At 69.0% G+C, this 17,119-nt stretch carries 14 protein-coding genes and 1 tRNA gene; 5 read left to right on the forward strand and 10 right to left on the reverse strand.

What is annotated here, in order from left to right; translation table 11 throughout:
- Positions 1-51: 51 nt before the first annotated feature.
- Positions 52-2,286: an ATP-dependent DNA helicase RecG gene (locus VH571_RS08650; protein WP_423264289.1), complete on the reverse strand. Its 2,235-nt coding sequence runs from the start codon at positions 2,284-2,286 to the stop codon at positions 52-54.
- A 212-nt stretch (positions 2,287-2,498) separates the two neighbouring features.
- Here VH571_RS08650 and VH571_RS08655 point away from each other — a divergent pair, with 212 nt between their 5' ends.
- Complete coding sequence (locus VH571_RS08655) at positions 2,499-3,068, forward strand: RsmD family RNA methyltransferase (RefSeq protein ID WP_423264177.1); 570 nt, start codon at positions 2,499-2,501, stop codon at positions 3,066-3,068.
- A 27-nt stretch (positions 3,069-3,095) separates the two neighbouring features.
- On the opposite strand, the gene thiL is transcribed toward VH571_RS08655, so the two are convergent.
- Entirely contained in the window at positions 3,096-4,088 is a 993-nt protein-coding gene (gene thiL, locus VH571_RS08660) for a thiamine-phosphate kinase (protein WP_423264178.1), read from the reverse strand.
- Between the two features lie 24 nt (positions 4,089-4,112).
- On the opposite strand from thiL, the gene VH571_RS08665 reads away from it, so the two are divergent.
- Positions 4,113-4,601: a DUF3515 family protein gene (locus VH571_RS08665; RefSeq protein WP_423264179.1), complete on the forward strand. Its 489-nt coding sequence runs from the start codon at positions 4,113-4,115 to the stop codon at positions 4,599-4,601.
- A gap of 85 nt (positions 4,602-4,686) precedes the next feature.
- Here VH571_RS08665 and VH571_RS08670 read toward each other — a convergent pair whose 3' ends face one another.
- From VH571_RS08670 to leuC, 6 genes are all read right to left on the reverse strand, one after another.
- Entirely contained in the window at positions 4,687-5,820 is a 1,134-nt protein-coding gene (locus VH571_RS08670) for a D-alanine--D-alanine ligase family protein (protein ID WP_423264180.1), read from the reverse strand.
- A gap of 74 nt (positions 5,821-5,894) precedes the next feature.
- On the reverse strand, positions 5,895-6,935 hold the full coding sequence (locus VH571_RS08675) for an NAD(P)H-dependent glycerol-3-phosphate dehydrogenase (protein WP_233573166.1): 1,041 nt from the start codon (positions 6,933-6,935) through the stop codon (positions 5,895-5,897).
- A 49-nt stretch (positions 6,936-6,984) separates the two neighbouring features.
- Positions 6,985-7,776, reverse strand: a complete 792-nt coding sequence (locus VH571_RS08680) for a lysophospholipid acyltransferase family protein (protein WP_423264181.1) — start codon at positions 7,774-7,776, stop codon at positions 6,985-6,987.
- A 101-nt stretch (positions 7,777-7,877) separates the two neighbouring features.
- A complete protein-coding gene (murA, locus tag VH571_RS08685; RefSeq protein ID WP_055958884.1) occupies positions 7,878-9,245 on the reverse strand; it encodes a UDP-N-acetylglucosamine 1-carboxyvinyltransferase in 1,368 nt (455 codons plus the stop codon).
- The gene (leuD, locus tag VH571_RS08690) at positions 9,245-9,871 is read right to left on the reverse strand and encodes a 3-isopropylmalate dehydratase small subunit (protein WP_055958886.1); all 627 of its coding nucleotides are present in this window, start codon (positions 9,869-9,871) and stop codon (positions 9,245-9,247) included. Before leuD ends, murA begins: the two co-directional genes overlap by 1 nt.
- Positions 9,871-11,337 (reverse strand): 3-isopropylmalate dehydratase large subunit, encoded by a 1,467-nt coding sequence (leuC, locus tag VH571_RS08695; protein ID WP_200919560.1) that lies wholly within the window; start codon positions 11,335-11,337, stop codon positions 9,871-9,873. Before leuC ends, leuD begins: the two co-directional genes overlap by 1 nt.
- 124 nt (positions 11,338-11,461) lie before the next feature.
- Here leuC and VH571_RS08700 point away from each other — a divergent pair, with 124 nt between their 5' ends.
- Positions 11,462-13,036 (forward strand): PQQ-binding-like beta-propeller repeat protein, encoded by a 1,575-nt coding sequence (locus tag VH571_RS08700; protein WP_423264182.1) that lies wholly within the window; start codon positions 11,462-11,464, stop codon positions 13,034-13,036.
- A gap of 38 nt (positions 13,037-13,074) precedes the next feature.
- Complete coding sequence (locus VH571_RS08705) at positions 13,075-14,697, forward strand: PQQ-binding-like beta-propeller repeat protein (RefSeq protein WP_423264183.1); 1,623 nt, start codon at positions 13,075-13,077, stop codon at positions 14,695-14,697.
- A 363-nt stretch (positions 14,698-15,060) separates the two neighbouring features.
- Here VH571_RS08705 and VH571_RS08710 read toward each other — a convergent pair.
- Positions 15,061-15,133, reverse strand: a tRNA-Glu gene (locus tag VH571_RS08710).
- Positions 15,134-15,263: 130 nt separating this feature from the next.
- On the opposite strand from VH571_RS08710, the gene VH571_RS08715 reads away from it, so the two are divergent.
- Positions 15,264-15,905, forward strand: a complete 642-nt coding sequence (locus VH571_RS08715) for an MBL fold metallo-hydrolase (RefSeq protein WP_423264184.1) — start codon at positions 15,264-15,266, stop codon at positions 15,903-15,905.
- A gap of 91 nt (positions 15,906-15,996) precedes the next feature.
- Here VH571_RS08715 and VH571_RS08720 read toward each other — a convergent pair whose 3' ends face one another.
- Positions 15,997-17,118, reverse strand: coding sequence for a branched-chain amino acid aminotransferase (locus VH571_RS08720; protein ID WP_423264185.1), 1,122 nt, complete (start codon positions 17,116-17,118; stop codon positions 15,997-15,999).
- Position 17,119 lies beyond the last annotated feature (1 nt).

A 17,119-nucleotide genomic window follows, 5' to 3' on the forward strand; every position in this document is an offset into this window, starting at 1 on the left:
GGAGCGCGCCGCGCCAGGCGTCAGTTCTTCGACAGCGCGGTGCGCGAGGCATCAGTTCTTCGACATCGCGGTGCGGGAGGCATCGTCGAGTCGGCGAGCGAGAGCGGCGGCAAGCGCCGGGTGGTCTGCGAGCGAAGGATCCGACTCGATCACCTCGGCGGCATGCTCGCGCGCGAGAGTGATCACGTCGCCGTCGTGGGCTACGCGCAGAAGGCGTAGCGACGAGCGCCCGCCCGACTGCACGCTGCCGAGTACATCGCCCTCGCGGCGCAGGTCGAGGTCGATCTGCGCCAGTTCGAAACCGTCGGAGGTGGACGCGACGGCCTCGACCCGCTGGCGGGCGACGGAGCCCTCTTCGGAGTGGGTCACGAGCAGGCAGAGGCCGGCGTACCCGCCTCGCCCCACTCGGCCGCGCAGCTGGTGGAGCTGCGAGACGCCGAAGCGCTCGGCGTCGAGCACGACCATCGTGGAGGCGTTGGGCACATCGACGCCGACCTCGATCACGGTGGTCGCGACCAGCACGTCGATCTCACCCCGGGCGAAGCGCTGCATCGTCTCGTCTTTCTCGGCCGACGACATCCGCCCGTGCAACGGCTCGATGCGACGCCCCTGGAGGGCGGGCGCGACCCGGAGCGCGGCGAGGACCTCTTCGACGCTGGCGATCGGCGGGCGCGGGGCCGTGGGCGGGGCGGCGGTGTCGTCGGCACCGGCGTGCTCCCCCGGTCGGCCACCGTCGTCGCCATCGGGGCCGGTCGGCGACTGGTCGGCGGGGTCTCCTGCCTCGGGGGTCGTGCGATCGATGGCCGGGCACACCACGAAGACCTGACGACCCCGGGCGATCTCTTCGGCGCTCCGCTCCCAGACCCGGGAGATCCAGCCCGGACGATCGACGAGCGGCACCACGAACGACTCGATCGGCTGGCGGCCTTTCGGCAACTCGGCGATGGTCGAGACGTCGAGGTCGCCGAACACCGTCATGGCGACGGTGCGCGGTATCGGCGTCGCGGTGAGGACCAGCACGTGCGGCGACTGCCTCGACGTGCCGGCCGCGCCTTTCTGGCGCAGCGCCTCGCGCTGCTCGACGCCGAAACGGTGCTGCTCGTCGACCACGACCAACCCGAGATCGCAAAACTCGACGCCGTCGCTGATGAGCGCGTGCGTGCCCACCACGACGTGCGCCTGGCCGCCCACGATGGCGAGCATCGCCTTGCGGCGCTGGGCCACCGGCATCTGCCCGGTGAGCAGAACGGGCCGAAGACGGGCAGCGAGATCGGGGCCGAGCGTCTGGACGATGGAGCGGAGGTGCTGGGAGGCGAGCACCTCGGTCGGAGCGAGCAACGCCGACTGACCGCCGCTTTCGGCGACCGCCAGCATCGCTCGCAGCGCCACCAGGGTCTTGCCCGAGCCGACCTCGCCCTGCACGAGGCGGTTCATCGGCACGTCGGCCTCGAGGTCGCGCGCGATCTCGGAGCCGACCAGCGACTGGTCTCCGGTGAGGTCGAAGGGCAGCGCCCGGTCGAAGACGTCGAGGAGCCCCCCAGCCTTGGGCGTGCGCGACGTCGCGGGCGACTGCCGCACTTCGGCGCGCTGCTGGAGGAGGGCGCTCTGCAGCACGAACGCCTCGTCGAACTTCAGCGTCTCGCGGGCGGCCTTCCAGTCTCGGTCGCGCTCCGGCCGATGCACCTTCTCGTATGCCTCGCGGAGGGGCATGAACTGCAGCTCGCCCCGGATGCCCTCGGGGACCGAGTCGGGCAGCGGTGGCAGCGTGTCGAGCGCGACCTCCACTGACTTGGCGACCTGCCACGAGGCGACCGAGGCGCTGGCCGGGTAGATCGGAATGGGCTGCTTCGCCCACCGCTGCGCCTCGGCGTCGCCGGCCTCGGCCGCCCGGTCGTCGCCCGATTCGAAGAGCTCGTAGTCGGGGTGCGCGAGCTGCCGGTTGCCCCGGTAGTCGCCGACCTTGCCGGCGAAGATGCCGCGGACGCCCGTGACGAGGTCTTTGGCCCTCCACGCCTGGTTGAAGAAGGTGAGGGTGAGGATGCCCTGCCCGTCGCTGATCCGCACCTCGAGAATCGAGCCGCGCCGCGCGCGCATCGTACGCTCTCGTACGTCGAGCACCTCGGCGACGATGGTGACGCTCTCGCCGATGGCGAGTTCGCTCAGCGCGGTCAGCTCGCCGCGCCGCGCGTAGCGGCGGGGGTAGTGGGCGAGCAGATCGCCGACGGTCTCGTGGCCGAACGCCCGCTTGAGCGCCCCCGCCGTGCGACCCCCGAGTGCGTTCGTCAGCGTCTCGTCGAGCGGCGACGGGTCGGGGCGTCGGGCGGCGCGCGTCGCAGTGCTGGGTTTCGTGCCGCGGGCAGACGGCGCGCCGACGGACGCCGGAGCATCGGCGCTCGAGGCCGAGGACGAGGTGACGGGGGTGACCACACGCCAACGGTACCCGGCACGACCGACAGGGGCAGTCGGATCCTCGTGTCGTCTGCTGACAGGATGGACGCGTGACTCGTATCATCGCCGGATTCGCCGGCTCCACGACCCTCGGCGTGCCGAAATCGGGCACCCGGCCGACCAGCGACCGAGTGCGTGAGGCTCTCTTCTCGGCGCTCGAGGCGCGCGACGAGGTGAACGGCCTTCGGGTCGCCGACCTCTACGCTGGCACCGGCGCGCTCGGGCTCGAGGCGGCCTCGCGCGGAGCGTCGCACGTCACCCTGGTCGAGAAGGGGCAGCAGGCCGCTCGGGTCTGCCGCGCGAACGCGGCGCTTGTCGTCGCGCGGGCTCCTCGGGGCTCTGTACCGACGGTCGCCGTGTCGGCTCAAGCCGTGCGCTCGTACCTGCACCATGCGCCGGCTCGCTCGCTCGACCTGGTGCTCATCGACCCGCCGTACGAGCTGAGCGACGACGACCTGCACCTCGACCTCGAAGCACTCGTTCCGGCCCTCGACGAAGACGCCCTCGTGGTGGTCGAGAGGCGCGCCCGCAGCGGTGAACCCGGCTGGCCCGACGGTCTCGCCCTCGAGTCGTCGAAATCGTACGGCGACACCGTGCTCTGGTCGGCTCGCCTGCAGTAGCCGGCACTGCAGAACCAGGAGTCGTCGCTAGCCAGCGGCGCCGGACCACCGGAGGTACGGGTCCCAGCCGGTGGCATCGGCGAGCCCCTCGCCGTCGAGAGTCACGCGGGGTCCACCCACCGCGGGCAGTACCCGTCCGATTGCACGGAACCCGCCGGGCAGCACCGCCCCTCGCGGGAACGTCGCCAGCAGCGAGTGATCCTCACCGCCCCGGAGCGCCTCGAGAGGATCGCCCCCGAGCGCTTCCGCCGCCAGATCGAGCACGACACCGGAAGCCCGAGCGATCCGCCCCGCGTCGAGAGCCAGGCCGTCCGAGAGGTCGAGCATGCTCGTCGCGCCTCCGAGTGCGGCCAGCACTCCGTCGGCCACGGGCGGGGTCGGCGCGAGATGCCACAGGACGTCCGGGTCGTGGCGAAGTTCGAGGCCCCGACGAGCCGAAGGATCCCCGACCTCGTCGATCCCCTCGGCGAACAGGCGGTCGAGCCCCCGCCCGGATCGCCCGAGCACGCCCGACACCGCAACGACGTCTCCGGGCTGTGCTCCGCTCCGACGCACCGGCTCGCGGCCCTCCAGATCGCCGAACGCCGTCACCGCGATCGTCATCGTGCCCGAGACGGACATGTCGCCGCCCACAACGCCGCAGCCGGGCGCCATCGCGGCCAACCCGTCGCGCAGACCGTCGGCGAACTCGACCAGGAAGTCGACCGGGGTCTCCCCCGGCACGGCCAACGCGACGACGAGGGCCGTCGCCCGGGCGCCCATCGCGGCCACGTCAGTGAGGTTCGAGGCGGCGGCCTTCCAGCCGAGGTCGTGCGGCGTCGACCAGGCCAGACGGAAGTCGGGCCCGTGCACCATCAGGTCGGTCGTCACGACGAAGCGGGAGTCGGGCGCGGAGACCACCGCGGCGTCGTCTCCCGGGCCGAGAAGGGTCGCGTCACCCGCCGGGAGATGCGGCAGAAAACGACGCAGCGCTTCGGTCTCGCCGACGGAGCGGACTGTCTCGGATCCTGAAGCGCTCATGGACTCACGGTAACGTGAGGCGCGATGTCACTCCTGTCGCGCGGCCGTCTCGCCGCCCTCGCCGTCGCCGCCGTCAGCCTGCCGCTCCTGGCCGGCTGCACCACGGTTCCCCTGAGCCCCGCCCCCTCCGCGAACACGGTGAGCTGCGCCGACGTGACGGTCCGGCTGCCGACGACGCTCGAAGGGCAGTCCCTTCGCGACACCAGTGCCCAGGCGACGGGCGCGTGGGGGTCACCCGCCGGCGTGCTGCTCACGTGCGGCATCACGACGCCCAAGGTCTCCGACCTGCCGTGCAACACGGTCGACGGCGTCGACTGGCTCGTGGAATACAAAGGCAAAGACGGCACCATCGCCGTCTACACGACCTACGGCCGCGAGCCGGGCGTGCAGGTGGTCGTCGACAAGACCCTTGTGCCGTCGAACGCGAACGTGCTGTTCGACCTGTCGACCGCCGTCGGCACGCTGCCGCAGACGCGCAAGTGCCAGTCGCCGTCAGACGTGCCTGCGCCGTAGCGACGCCACTCGCGATAAGGCACCACTTTTCGGCGACGACACCGCCTATGGCTGGTGCCGACTCCGAAGAGCGGTGTCGTGAGGCCTAGCGCTCGGTCTCGAGCCCGAGCGCGATGAGCTCGTCGAGTAGCGCCGGGTAGCTGAGCCCCGACGCCAGCCAGCACGCCGGGAACATCGAAATCGGCGTGAAGCCGGGCATCGTGTTCAGCTCGTTGACCACGAATCCGGTCTCGGTGAGGAAGACGTCGACCCGGGCGAGCCCCGCTCCCCCGATGGCGTCGAAGGCCGCGGCGGCGAGCGTCTGGAACTCGGCGAGCTCGGCGTCGGTGATGACGGCCGGGCAGACGAGATCGGCGCCGGGTGCTCCGAGGTATTTCGCGTCGAAGTCGTAGAAGCTGTCGCCCGCGAGAACGATCTCGCCCGCGACCGAGGTGCGCGGTGCCGCACCGTCACGACCGCCGAGCACGGCGATCTCGAGCTCGCGACCCACCACGGCCGCCTCGACCAGCACCTTGTTGTCTTCGGCGAGGGCGATCTGCATCGCCGTGTCGAGATCGGCGAGAGACGACGCCTTCGAGACGCCGACGCTCGATCCCGCCCGCGCGGGCTTCACGAACACGGGCCAGCCGAGCTCTTCGACGTGCTCCTCGACCACCGCGCGGTGATCGGCCCATTCTCGAGCGCGAACCGTGACCCAGGGGGCGACGTCGATGCCCGCCTGCTGCAGCACCGTCTTGGAGAAGTGCTTGTCCATGCCGACGGCGGAACCCAGGATCCCGGCCCCCACGTACGGCAGACCGACGAGCTCGAGCATGCCCTGCACCGATCCGTCTTCGCCGAAGGGCCCGTGCAGAATCGGGAAAACGACGTCGATGTCGCCGAGCGACTCCACCCGGCCGTCGTCGTGGACGACGGTGAGCTCGCGGGTCGCGGCGGAGTCGGGCCAGCGCACGCGCGTGCCGTTCTCGTCGACCGAGGGCAGGCGCTCGGCGTCGAGGGTGAAGTGCGCCGCATCGTCCGGCTGGAGCGTGTAGGCACCCTCGCGGGTGATGCCGACCGGAATCACCTCGTATTTCTCGCGATCGAGCGCCGCGAGCACGCCGCCCGCTGTGGCGCAGCTGATCGAGTGCTCACTGGAACGGCCACCGAAAAGCAGGACGACGCGCAGCCGCGGCGAGGGTGCCGCCGGAGTGGAGGAGAGCGAGGATGCGATGGTCACGGGCGCCTTTCGACGGGGGTGCGGGGCCTCGAAGCCTGCCCAGGCGAGGAGTCGGGGCCGAGCGGCCCCGAGCTTCACTCGCCCTGGGGCTCGTCGGTCTCGGTGAGATGCGGCGCGATGTTGCGCGGATCCAGAGTACCCGCGAGCACCTCGCTGACCTGCTGCACGATGGGCATGTCGACGCCGCGCGAGCGGGCGAGGTCGAGGATGGGGGCGACCGACGCGAGACCCTCGGCCGTCTGGTTCATCTGCCGCACCACGTCGTCGAACCGATAGCCCTGGCCGAGCAGACGACCGGCCGTGTTGTTGCGCGACAGCGGCGACTGGCAGGTCGCGATGAGGTCGCCGAGCCCCGCCAGGCCCGCCAGTGTCTCGGGCTTCGCTCCGAACGAGACGGCGAAGCTCGTCATCTCGGCCAGACCGCGCGTGATGATCGACGCCTTGGTGTTCTCGCCGTAGCCGACGCCGTCGACGATGCCGATGGCAACCGCGATGAGGTTCTTGAGAACGCCGCCGAACTCGGTCCCGATGACGTCGGTGTTGACGAACGAGCGGAAGTAGGGGTTGGTCGCCGTCGCGGCCACGAGGGTCGCGGTCTCGAGGCTCTCGGAGGACACGACAGCAGCCGTCGGCTGACGCTTGGCGATCTCGAGGGCGAGGTTGGGCCCGGACGCGACCGCGACGAGCGACGGATCGATACCGAGGGCCTCGATGATGACCTCGCTCATGCGGAGCCCGGTGCCCTTCTCCACGCCTTTCATCAGGCTGACGACGGGCACCCCCTCGGGAATGAGGTCGCGGATCTCGGCGAGGTTCTGCCGCAACGTCTGGCTCGGCACCGAGACATAGATCTGCTCGGCCCGATCGAGCACGCTGGGGATCTTCGGCGACGCGGTGAGGGTGATGGGCAGGTTGATGCCGGGCAGGTAGTCGCTGTTGCGGTGCGTCTCGGTGATCTCGCGGGCGAGCTCGGGGCGTCGGGCCCAGAGCTGCACCTCGGCGCCTCCCTCGGCGAGCACCTTCGCGAACGTGGTGCCCCAGCTGCCGGCACCGAGCACGGCGACGCGACGCTCGAGCGAGGCCGCCTGGACGATCGAGATCGCCTCGGTCGTCACCGATCCCCGGTTCAAACGGTCGAGCCCGGCCTGCGGACCCGATGAATCCCTAGCTGTCGCGTTCAAAACGTCCGATCTCACTCTGGTTGTGGTGCGCGGGGTCGTAGCGGACAGCGGGCGGCGTTCCGCCCCGGATCTCTGCCAGCAGCGACTCGATTCGTCGCATCACGAGCTCGGTCGCCTCGGCGACCTCGTGGCCATCGACGTGCCTGCCACGGTAGGCAGAGAGATCGACCGGGTCGCCGAAAGCGAAGACGAGGCGTTTGCGCGGAAAGACGCTGAAGCGGTTCGTGCTAGCCGGAAGGATCTCCTGGATCCCCCAGGATGCCGCCGGGATTAGGGGCACGCCGGCCTCGATGGCCATGCGCACCGCCCCGGCCTTACCCCGCATCGGCCAGAGGTCGGGTTCGCGAGTCAAGGATCCCTCGGGGTAGACGATCACGCCGGCTCCGGTGGCGAGAGTGGCCACGCCCGCTGCCACCGGGTCGGCGCCGCGGTGATGCCCCGATCGGACAACGGGAATCTGCGCGGTGTGCTTGAGAATCCAGCCGAGCACGGGTGCCTTGAAGAGCGATGCCTTGGCCAGGAACCGCGGGATGCGGCCGAGCCGCCACAGCACGAACGCGTTGGCTAGCGGATCGAAGTTGCTGTAGTGGTTCGGGGCGAGCACGAAGGCTCCGGTCTCGGGCAGCTTCTCGGCGCCGCGCACCTCGTAGCTCGACAGCGCGAGCAGCGGCAGGTACGCGACGCGACCGGCGACCGCGAAGACCGCGTTGGGTTCGCGGCGCCGTTTTCGGCGGCGCGCCGACGAGGGCGGGAGCGGGGCGTCGGGATCGATCATTGGCGGGTGACTGAGAGCTTCAGGGAAAGAGGACGCTTCGCGCTGTGTTTCTTCGGCGAAGTCACTGTGCCCATTTCTTCGGTTTCGCGGGGTCGCTTCGCTCAACCCGCGAAATCGAAATCGGCACCGAGCTTGCGCAGCTTCGCCACAAAGTGCTCGTATCCGCGCGCGATGATGCCGACGTTGGTGATCTTCGACTCCCCCTCCGCCGTCAGAGCGGCGATGAGGTGACTGAAGCCTCCACGGAGGTCGGGCACGCGGATGTCGGCGCCGTGAAGAGGGGTCGGACCGGTGATGACTGCGGCCTGCTCGAAGTCGCGACGCGCGACACGGCGCTCCACGTCTTTCAGACCGTCTTTGTGCACGACGATCTTCGCACCCATGTCGTTGAGCGCCTCAGTGAACTGGAAGCGGTTCTCGTAGACGGTCTCGTGCACGATCGAGACGCCGTGCGCCTGAGTCAGCGCCACGACGAGCGGCTGCTGCCAGTCGGTCATGAAGCCGGGGTGCACGTCGGTCTCGATGACGACGGGCTTGAGCTCTCCGCCCGGGTGGTAGAAGCGGATTCCGTCTTCGTGCACGTCGAACTCGCCGCCGACCTTGCGGAAGACGTTGAGGAACGTCATGAGGTCTTGCTGCTTGGCACCCTCGACGAAGATGTCGCCCTTGGTCGCCAGCGCGGCAGCGGCCCAGGAGGCGGCCTCGTTGCGGTCGTTGATGGCCCGGTGCGTGTAGCCGCGGAGCGACTTGACGCCCTCGATGAAGATCACCCGGTTCGGCTCGACGTTGACGATCGCGCCCATCTTCTGGAGGATCGCGATGAGGTCCATGATCTCGGGCTCGATCGCGGCGTTGCGCAACTCGGTGACGCCCTCGGCGAGAACCGCGGTGAGCAGCACCTGCTCGGTGGCACCGACGCTCGGGTAGGGCAGCTCGATGTCGGCGCCCTTGAGGCCGTTGGGTGCCGTGAGGTGGATGCCGTTGTACGACTTGTCGACGACGGCACCGAAGGCCCGGAGGGCGTCCATGTGGAAGTCGATCGGTCGGTCGCCGATGCGGCAACCGCCGAGGTCGGGGATGAAGGCCTCGCCCAGGCGGTGCAGGAGCGGGCCGCAGAACAGGATCGGGATTCGGCTCGAGCCGGCATGGGCGTCGATCTCGGCGAAGTGCGCGGTCTCGACGTTCGAGGGGTCGAGGATCATCTCGCCGCGAGCGGGGTCGGTGATGCGAACGCCGTGGATCGACAGGAGGCCGCGGACGACGTTGACGTCGCTGATGTCGGGCACATCGCGGAGGATGCTCGGGGTGTCGCCGAGCAGCGAGGCCACCATGGCCTTCGTCGCGAGGTTCTTGGCCCCGCGCACCTCGATGCGTCCGATCAGCGGCTTGCCGCCGCGGATGACGATCTCGTCGGACTTCAAACCCACTCGGGCTCCTGCTGCTGCTGCATCCTGCACAAGGGAGTTCACTACTTCACCGGCAATGTCTTGGGCCGCCAGGTTGCGCGGCGTGATTCGAATTCTGTGATGGCCGCCTCGTCGCGAAGCGTCAGGGCGATGTCGTCGAGCCCTTCGAGGAGTCGCCACTTAGTGTAAGCATCGACTTCGAAGGAAACCGTGAGGCCGGGGCCCGTGGCGGTTCGCACGACGACCGTCTGCTCGGGCAGGTCGACCGTGATCTCGGGTGCCGACCCGGTGGCAGCAACCGACTCGTCGATGAGCGCCCAGATCTTCTCGATGTCGGGCTCGGCGACGACAGCGGCGAGAAGCCCCTGCTTGCCCGAGTTGCCGCGGAAGATATCACCGAAGCGAGGGCTCAGAACGACCTCGAAGCCGAAGTCGCGGAGCGCCCAGACGGCGTGCTCACGGCTCGAGCCGGTGCCGAAGTCGGGGCCGGCCACAAGCACCTTCGCACCCTGGAACTCGGGCTTGTTGAGCACGAATTCGGGGTCTTGCCGCCACCCGTGGAAGAGGGCGTCCTCGAACCCGGTCTTCGTGACCCGCTTGAGGAACACGGCCGGGATGATCTGGTCGGTGTCGACGTTGGAACGCTTGAGAGGCGCGGGCCGGCCCGACACGATGGTGGTCTTGTGCATCAGTTGGCTCCTTGCAGCTCGCCGGCGGCGGAACCCGTCGTCTGTCCGATCGAGAGATCCCACGGGCTCGAGAGTGTTCCGCGGATCGCGGTGGCCGCGGCGACGAGCGGCGACACCAGGTGGGTGCGCCCGCCCTTGCCCTGACGACCCTCGAAATTGCGGTTGGAGGTCGAGGCGCAGCGCTCCCCCGGTGCGAGCTGGTCGGGGTTCATGCCGAGGCACATTGAGCAGCCGGCGAAGCGCCACTCGGCGCCGAAGTCGGTGAAGACCTTGTCGAGACCCTCCGCCTCGGCCTCGATGCGCACGCGCGCCGAGCCTGGAACGACCATGACGCGCACCCCCTCGGCCTTCTTCTGACCGCGGACGATCGAGGCGAAGGCACGCAGGTCTTCGATGCGGCTGTTGGTGCACGAGCCCATGAACACGGCATCGACAGCGATCTCTTTCATCGGCGTGCCGGCCTCGAGGGCCATGTACTCAAGGGCGCGCGACGCGGCCGCCTTCTCGTTCGGGTCGTCGATGACGGCAGGATCCGGCACGGCCTCGCTCAGCGACACGCCCTGGCCCGGGTTGGTGCCCCAGGTCACGAACGGCTCGAGGGTGTCGGCGTCGAGGAACACCTCGGCGTCGAAGACGGCGTCGTCGTCGGTTGCGAGCGTGTTCCAGTACTCGACCGCGGCCGTCCAGTCGTCGCCCTCGGGGGCGTGTGCGCGACCCTCGAGGTAGTCGTAGGTGGTCTGGTCGGGAGCGACCATTCCGGCGCGGGCACCCGCTTCGATCGACATGTTGCAGATCGTCATGCGGCCCTCCATCGAGAGGGCGCGGATTGCGCTGCCGCGGTACTCGAGCACGTAGCCCTGGCCACCGCCAGTGCCGATCTTGGCGATCACCGCGAGGATGATGTCTTTCGCGGTGACGCCGGGGCGGAGCGTGCCCTCGACCGTGATGGCCATCGTCTTGAACGGCTTGAGCGGCAGCGTCTGAGTGGCGAGGACGTGCTCGACCTCGCTCGTGCCGATTCCGAACGCCATCGCTCCGAAGGCACCGTGGGTCGAGGTGTGCGAGTCTCCGCAGACGACGGTGATACCCGGCATCGTCAGGCCGAGCTGCGGCCCGACGACGTGCACGATGCCCTGCTCGGCATCGCCGAGCGAGTGCAGGCGCACGCCGAACTCCTCGGCGTTGTTGCGGAGCGTCTGGATCTGAGTGCGGCTCGTCAGGTCGGCGATCGGCCGATCGATGGCGAGGGTCGGCGTGTTGTGGTCTTCGGTCGCGATGGTGAGATCGAGCCGGCGCACGGGTCGATCGGCCTGGCGGAGGCCGTCGAACGCCTGGGGGCTCGTGACCTCGTGAACGAGATGGAGGTCGATGTAGAGAAGGTCGGGAGCACCGTCGGTGCCTTCGACGACCACGTGGTCGTCCCATACTTTTTCTGCGAGCGTTCTACCCAAGGGTGTGCCCTCCATCATCGGTTATCGGATTGCCGAGTCTATCCGTGTTACGGCCGTGTTTCTGGGAGGGCCAACGCGGCGTCCCCCGGCATTCTTCCCCGCTCGGTAGCATGACGGGAATCGACGCGGGAGGCAGATCATGTCCGGCTGGACCCCTGCGCGACCGGAGCGGTCGGAGCCCGGCTGGAACGCCGGCCCGCAGCCTGTTCAGACGGCCGTGCCGACTCGCGAGACGGGCGAGGCGTTGCCGGGCGAGCCGCAGGATCCTGCGGTCCGTCGTCCACGCCGAAGTCTCTTCCGCAGGCTCTCGCCGCCCTGGCGGGTGGCCACGGTCTTCGCCGCCCTCGGCCTCGCGATCACCCTCGTTGCCGGGGTGGGCGCCGCTGTGACGCCGCAGTACGGAGACCTACCTCCGCTCGGCACAGCCCCGGTGGCCGACGTGCGGAGCGCTCCCGGGCCGAACGGCTGGTCGGTCGATCTCGCGCGGGAGGTCCTTCCCGGGGTGCCGGTGCGCTGTGTCTCGTTTCAGGCCTCATCCCCGGTCGGTCGATTCGTCGTGCTCACCGCCTCGAGCCCGCCCCTCGGCTCGTCGTCACGGTGCTCGGCGCAGACCGCATCGCAGATCTCGTCGACCGTGGCGCTCTTCGATCCGGCGCGGGGTCGCGTTCTCTGGAGCACCGATCTGGAACACGAGCTGGGCGCCGCCTCCGGCTCCGTCACTCTCGACCAGGAGGTGATCGTCGAGGAGGCCTCGCGCGTGGTCGTCCAGCTCAACGTCAACGGCCGCCCCACCCTCGTGACACTGTCGATGTCGAGCGGCGAGATGGTCGACATTCGCACGTTCGACCGGGGCCAGGTCGCCGGATGGATCGACGTGCAGGGCACCCTCCTGCTGTACGGCACCACGACCGGCGACGCGGGAGACACCACCTGGAGCCTCGCCGACACGCGAGACCTCGGACACACCATCTGGACGGGGCGTTTACGCCAATCGCAGAGCCCGATCCTGCTCCGCGGTGCGCTTTTCGTCACCATCGACCGGCAATCCGTCCGAATCGACGGCACCACGGGCAAGCAGTCCCCTCTCGGCAACGGGTCGGTCTTCCTCGGCACCGGCCCGTCGAGTCCGACCACCTACTTCGGCGTTCGCGTCGTCACGAGCGGTATCTCGATCACCGCCTGGGCCGCCTCGGGTAAGAAGCTGTGGACGCGAAGCGGGTTCGGCGACATCTCAGGGCTCAGCCGGGGCTGCGTGCTCGCCACCCTTCCGGGGACCTCCACCATCACCTGCCTCGACCGTGACACCGGCGACATGCGCTGGACCCGCGACCTCGATTCGGAGGGATTCCCCGCTGCCATCGACGGACAGACGACCGACGATGTCGTCGTGACCCGCGACTTCGGCGGAGAAGCGAAAGCCGAAATGCTCGACGGATCAACGGGGCGCACCAAGTTCGCCCTGGAACTGCTGCCGCAGACCCAGGTCCTGGCCGCGTCCCGCACGACGGGCTACCTGCAGTCGACGACCCTCACCGGAACGCCGACCGCGATCACCGCGTTCGACACCGAGACGGGTGAGATCCTCTGGCGGCGCAGCGACCTCGATGACGGCGACACCGAGATCTGGGGCGGCCAGCTGGTGACGCTCGACTCTCGGGGGGTCGCCCGCGAGCTCGTCGACCAATCCGCCACCGTGCTGGGCGCGAACGACTAACGTTCACGCCGTTCCACCCCGTCGCGCAAGGAGGCTCGATGGCCGACATCGACCCGGCGCCGTGGTCGCCCGAGCGGCCGCCCTCGCAGGCGGAGGTCTGGCAAGCGGAGACCCGACAAGCGGAGACCCGGCGAGGATCCGCGGCCCCGGGCCCGGGCTCACGGCCGCAAGCGCACACCGCCTCCCCCGGATCCCCCACGCCGCGCCGGCCGTCGGCCGCTGCACGTTCTGCCCCGCGGCCCGGCCTGCTCGCGCGGCGGTGGTCGAGGGCGTCGTCGGCCCGTCGGATCCTCGTCGCCTACGTGGCCCTGGCCTCCGCGATCGCGGGAGTCGTCGGTTTCGGAGCGGCCCTCCAGCCGAACTACGGCTCGCTGTCACCGCTCGGAGGCATCGCGATCGACGACCTGCGGGCCGAGCCCTCCGCGTCGCTCTGGGCCCTCGACCTCGCCGCGACCCTGGCGCCCGGCGCGCCCGCCGAGTGCCTGCGGTTCACGACGCTCGACGTCGGCCGGGGTCTGGTCGCCGTCCGGGCCGAATCGTCGCGATCGTTGGGCTTCGCCGACGACTCGGTGTGCTCGGTCGTGCCCGACGGCTTCCGGGCCCGCATCGCTCTGCTCGACACGGGTGACGGCACAGTCGACTGGGTGCATGACACCTCGAGCGACCTCGACGGGAGCGGCGGAGTCGCCATCACCTCCGCCTCGATCGTGCAGAAGGGCGAGCGACTGCTCGTCAACGCGGCTGACTCCGACTCGTCGGTTGTCGAATCGCTCTCGCTTCGCACGGGTGACGTCATGTCGTCGACAGGCAGCCAGCCGTGGAGCACCGAGAACAGATTCGCCGCCGAGGGCGACGTCGTGGCCATCGGCCGGCGATCGGACGATGGCCTGACGTACGAGTACGAACTCCGAAATGCGTCCGACCTCGGCGAGGTGGTCTGGCGCGGTCAAGGAAATCCGACCGCGACGATGATCGCCCTCGACGACCGCCTGCTCCTCGGCGAGGAGGGCACGCGACAGATCCGCCTGTCGACGGGTCGGTCGTCCGCCTGGGGCAGCCCCATCAACACCTCGCTCGGCTACGCCTTCCGAGGCGGCATCGTCTACGCCCCACGGACCGCGGGCACCGGCGTCACGACGACCGCGGCCGGCGGCTTCTCGGCGATCTCCCGCGACGGCACGGTGCTCTGGACCTCCGATCTGACGCTTCGGGGATCGTTCTCACTGACGCGCTCCTGTCTGGCCGTGACGAACTTCCGGGGCGACCGTCTCAGTTGCCTCGACTATCGCACCGGGCGTGCGCTCTGGACTCGCGACGTCGGCTCCATCTCGTTCGCCGGCTCCGCGCCAGGACAGCGCTCCGACGACATCTACACCGTGTCGACCAGCGACACCCCTCAGGTCGTCGTGCTCGAGGGCGCGACCGGCCGCGAGCGGTATCGCGCCGACGTCTCGTCGGGCTCCTACGTCGTCGCGACCGGGCAGACGGTCGGCTACGTGCTGGCCTATGGAATCTCAGGATCCCGCACCACCATGATCGCCTTCGACCTGTCGAGCGGCCGCCGGCTCTGGAGCCGCGCCTCGCAGTTGCAGGTGTCGCTCTGGGGCGGGCACCTCGTCGACGTCGGCCTCGACGGGTTGGTGCGGCGGTTGGCGGACTGACTCCGTGCGTTCGGGGTCGGGATGGGGTCCGGTGTCGGTGTCGGTGTCTGGTTCAGGGTCGGCGTCAGCTAATCCCTCACGACCGGCAGAGACCCTCGGCCTAGGACCGCCTCGGAGGCCGCCCGCGAGGGTCTGTGCCGCCTGCGAGGGTCTGTGCCGCCTGCGAGGGTTTTGCCTCATTCACTTCGCAAGCCAGTCCCGGGTCGCGCGCCCTCTGCAGCGAAGCCGCCTCTTTAGCGTCGTGAAATAAGCACAGAGACGAAAATGGCCCTCCCGTAAGGGAGAGCCATTTTCTCTTTAGTGTCGTGAAACAAGCACAGAGACGAAAAATGGCCTTCCCGTAAGGGAAAGCCATTTTCGTCGTGACCCCAACCGGATTCGAACCGGTGTTACCGCCGTGAGAGGGCAGCGTACTAGGCCGCTATACGATGGGGCCGTTTTTGCGACTCGTCGAGTATGCCACAGGCCGGGAGTCGCCACAAATTGAGGCACTCTCGTGTCTGTGGCGTCGGATCCTGAGCGCTTTGCCGGGGTTCCCGAGCCGTCTCCGAGCGTACGCTGAACGCATGCGAGTCACGAAGTTCGAGCATTCCGCGCTGGCCATCGACGAGTCGGGGCAGACCCTCGTCATCGACCCCGGCGGGTTCACGCGCCCTCTCGGTTCCCTCACCTCCGTCGCCGCGATCGTGATCACGCACGAGCATCCCGATCACTGGACGGCCGCTCAGCTCGAGTCGCTCCTCGATTCAAACCCGGATGCCCGCATCTTGGGCCCGCTGGGAGTGGCAACCGCCGCGGGCAAGGCCGGCTTCTCGGTCGAGACGGTGGCCGACGGCGACACGGTCGAGGTCGGCCCCTTCACGTTGCGCTTCGCCGGAACCACACACGCCGTCATCCACTCGAGCCTTCCGACGATCGACAACACCGGTGTGCTCGTCAACGGCACGCTCTTCCACCCCGGCGACTCGTTTACGGTGCCGGAGTTCCCCGTCGCCGTGCTCGCGACCCCGGTGGGCGCGCCCTGGTTGAAGATCGGCGAGGCCATCGACTACGTGACGACTGTTGCGCCCGGGTCGATCCTGCCCATTCACGAGGCGACCCTGTCGGACGTCGGATTTTCCATGCACGCCGACCGGCTCAAGGCCGCCGTCGAGGGTGTCGGCGGATCGTCGACGGTCGTCGCAGCCGGCGAGTCGATCGAGCTGTAGCCGGCTAGTCAAGCAGCAACCACGACGAGATCGCACTTGCAGTCGGGAGGACCCGACCACAAGTGCGATCTCGGCGTTGCGGCTCGGCGACCTAGGCGTCGAGGCGCGTCAGCCAGCCGTGAGGGTCGGGACGACGGCCGTACTGGATGTCGGTGAGCTCGGCCCGAAGAGCCAGGGTGAGCGAATCGGGGCCAGCCACCGGCGACGTGATCGTGAAGCCCTCGCCCTTAAGCTCGCCGATGGGCACGACGACGGCAGCTGTGCCGCACGCAAACACCTCGACGATGTCGCCGGATTCGACGCCCTCTTTCCACTCGGCCAAGCTGACGCGGCGCCGCTCGACCGTGAGGCCACGATCTTCGGCGAGCTGCAGGATCGAGTCGCGGGTGATGCCCTCGAGGATCGAGTCGGATTGCGGCGTCACGAGAGTGCCGTCTTTGTAGACGAGCACGACGTTCATGCCGCCCAGCTCTTCGATGTAGGTCGTGTCGACCGAGTCGAGGAACAACACCTGCGAGCAGCCGTTCGCGTAGGCCTCCTCTTGCGGGAGGAGCGAGGCGGCGTAGTTGCCACCCGTCTTGGCGGCTCCGGTGCCGCCCTTGCCCGCACGCGAGTAGTTTGTCGACAGCCAGATGGAGACCGGAGCGACACCGCCGGGGAAGTACGCGCCAGCGGGGCTCGCGATAACGTAGTAGCTCACTTTGTGAGCGGCGCGCACCCCGAGGAAGCTCTCGGTCGCGATCATGAAGGGCCGGAGGTAGAGGCTCGTCTCTTCCGCGGAGGGCACCCAGTCTTTATCGATCTGGACTATCTGCTTCAGCGACTCGACGAAGTCGTCCACCGACAGCTGCGGCAGCGCGAGGCGAGCTGCCGAACGCTGCAGGCGGCGGGCGTTGGCGGCGGGGCGGAACGTCCAGACCGAGCCGTCGGCATGACGGTAGGCCTTGATGCCCTCGAAGATCTCTTGGCCATAGTGGAGCACCGAGGCGGCCGGATCGAGCGACAGCGGGCCGTACGGAATCACCGCGGCGTCATGCCAGCCGTCTTCGGTGTTCCACTCGATCTGCACCATGTGGTCGGTGAAAAACTTGCCGAAACCGGGGTCGGAGAGCATGACCTCGCGCTCAGCGTCGGCGCGCGATGCCGCCGAGGGGGTCAACTCGAAGTGGAGCGGGAAGGTATCGCTCGAGGGGGTTGTGGTGTTCGTAGACATT

This window comes from Frondihabitans sp. 4ASC-45 (genome assembly GCF_049472575.1).
GTDB lineage: Bacteria > Actinomycetota > Actinomycetes > Actinomycetales > Microbacteriaceae > Frondihabitans.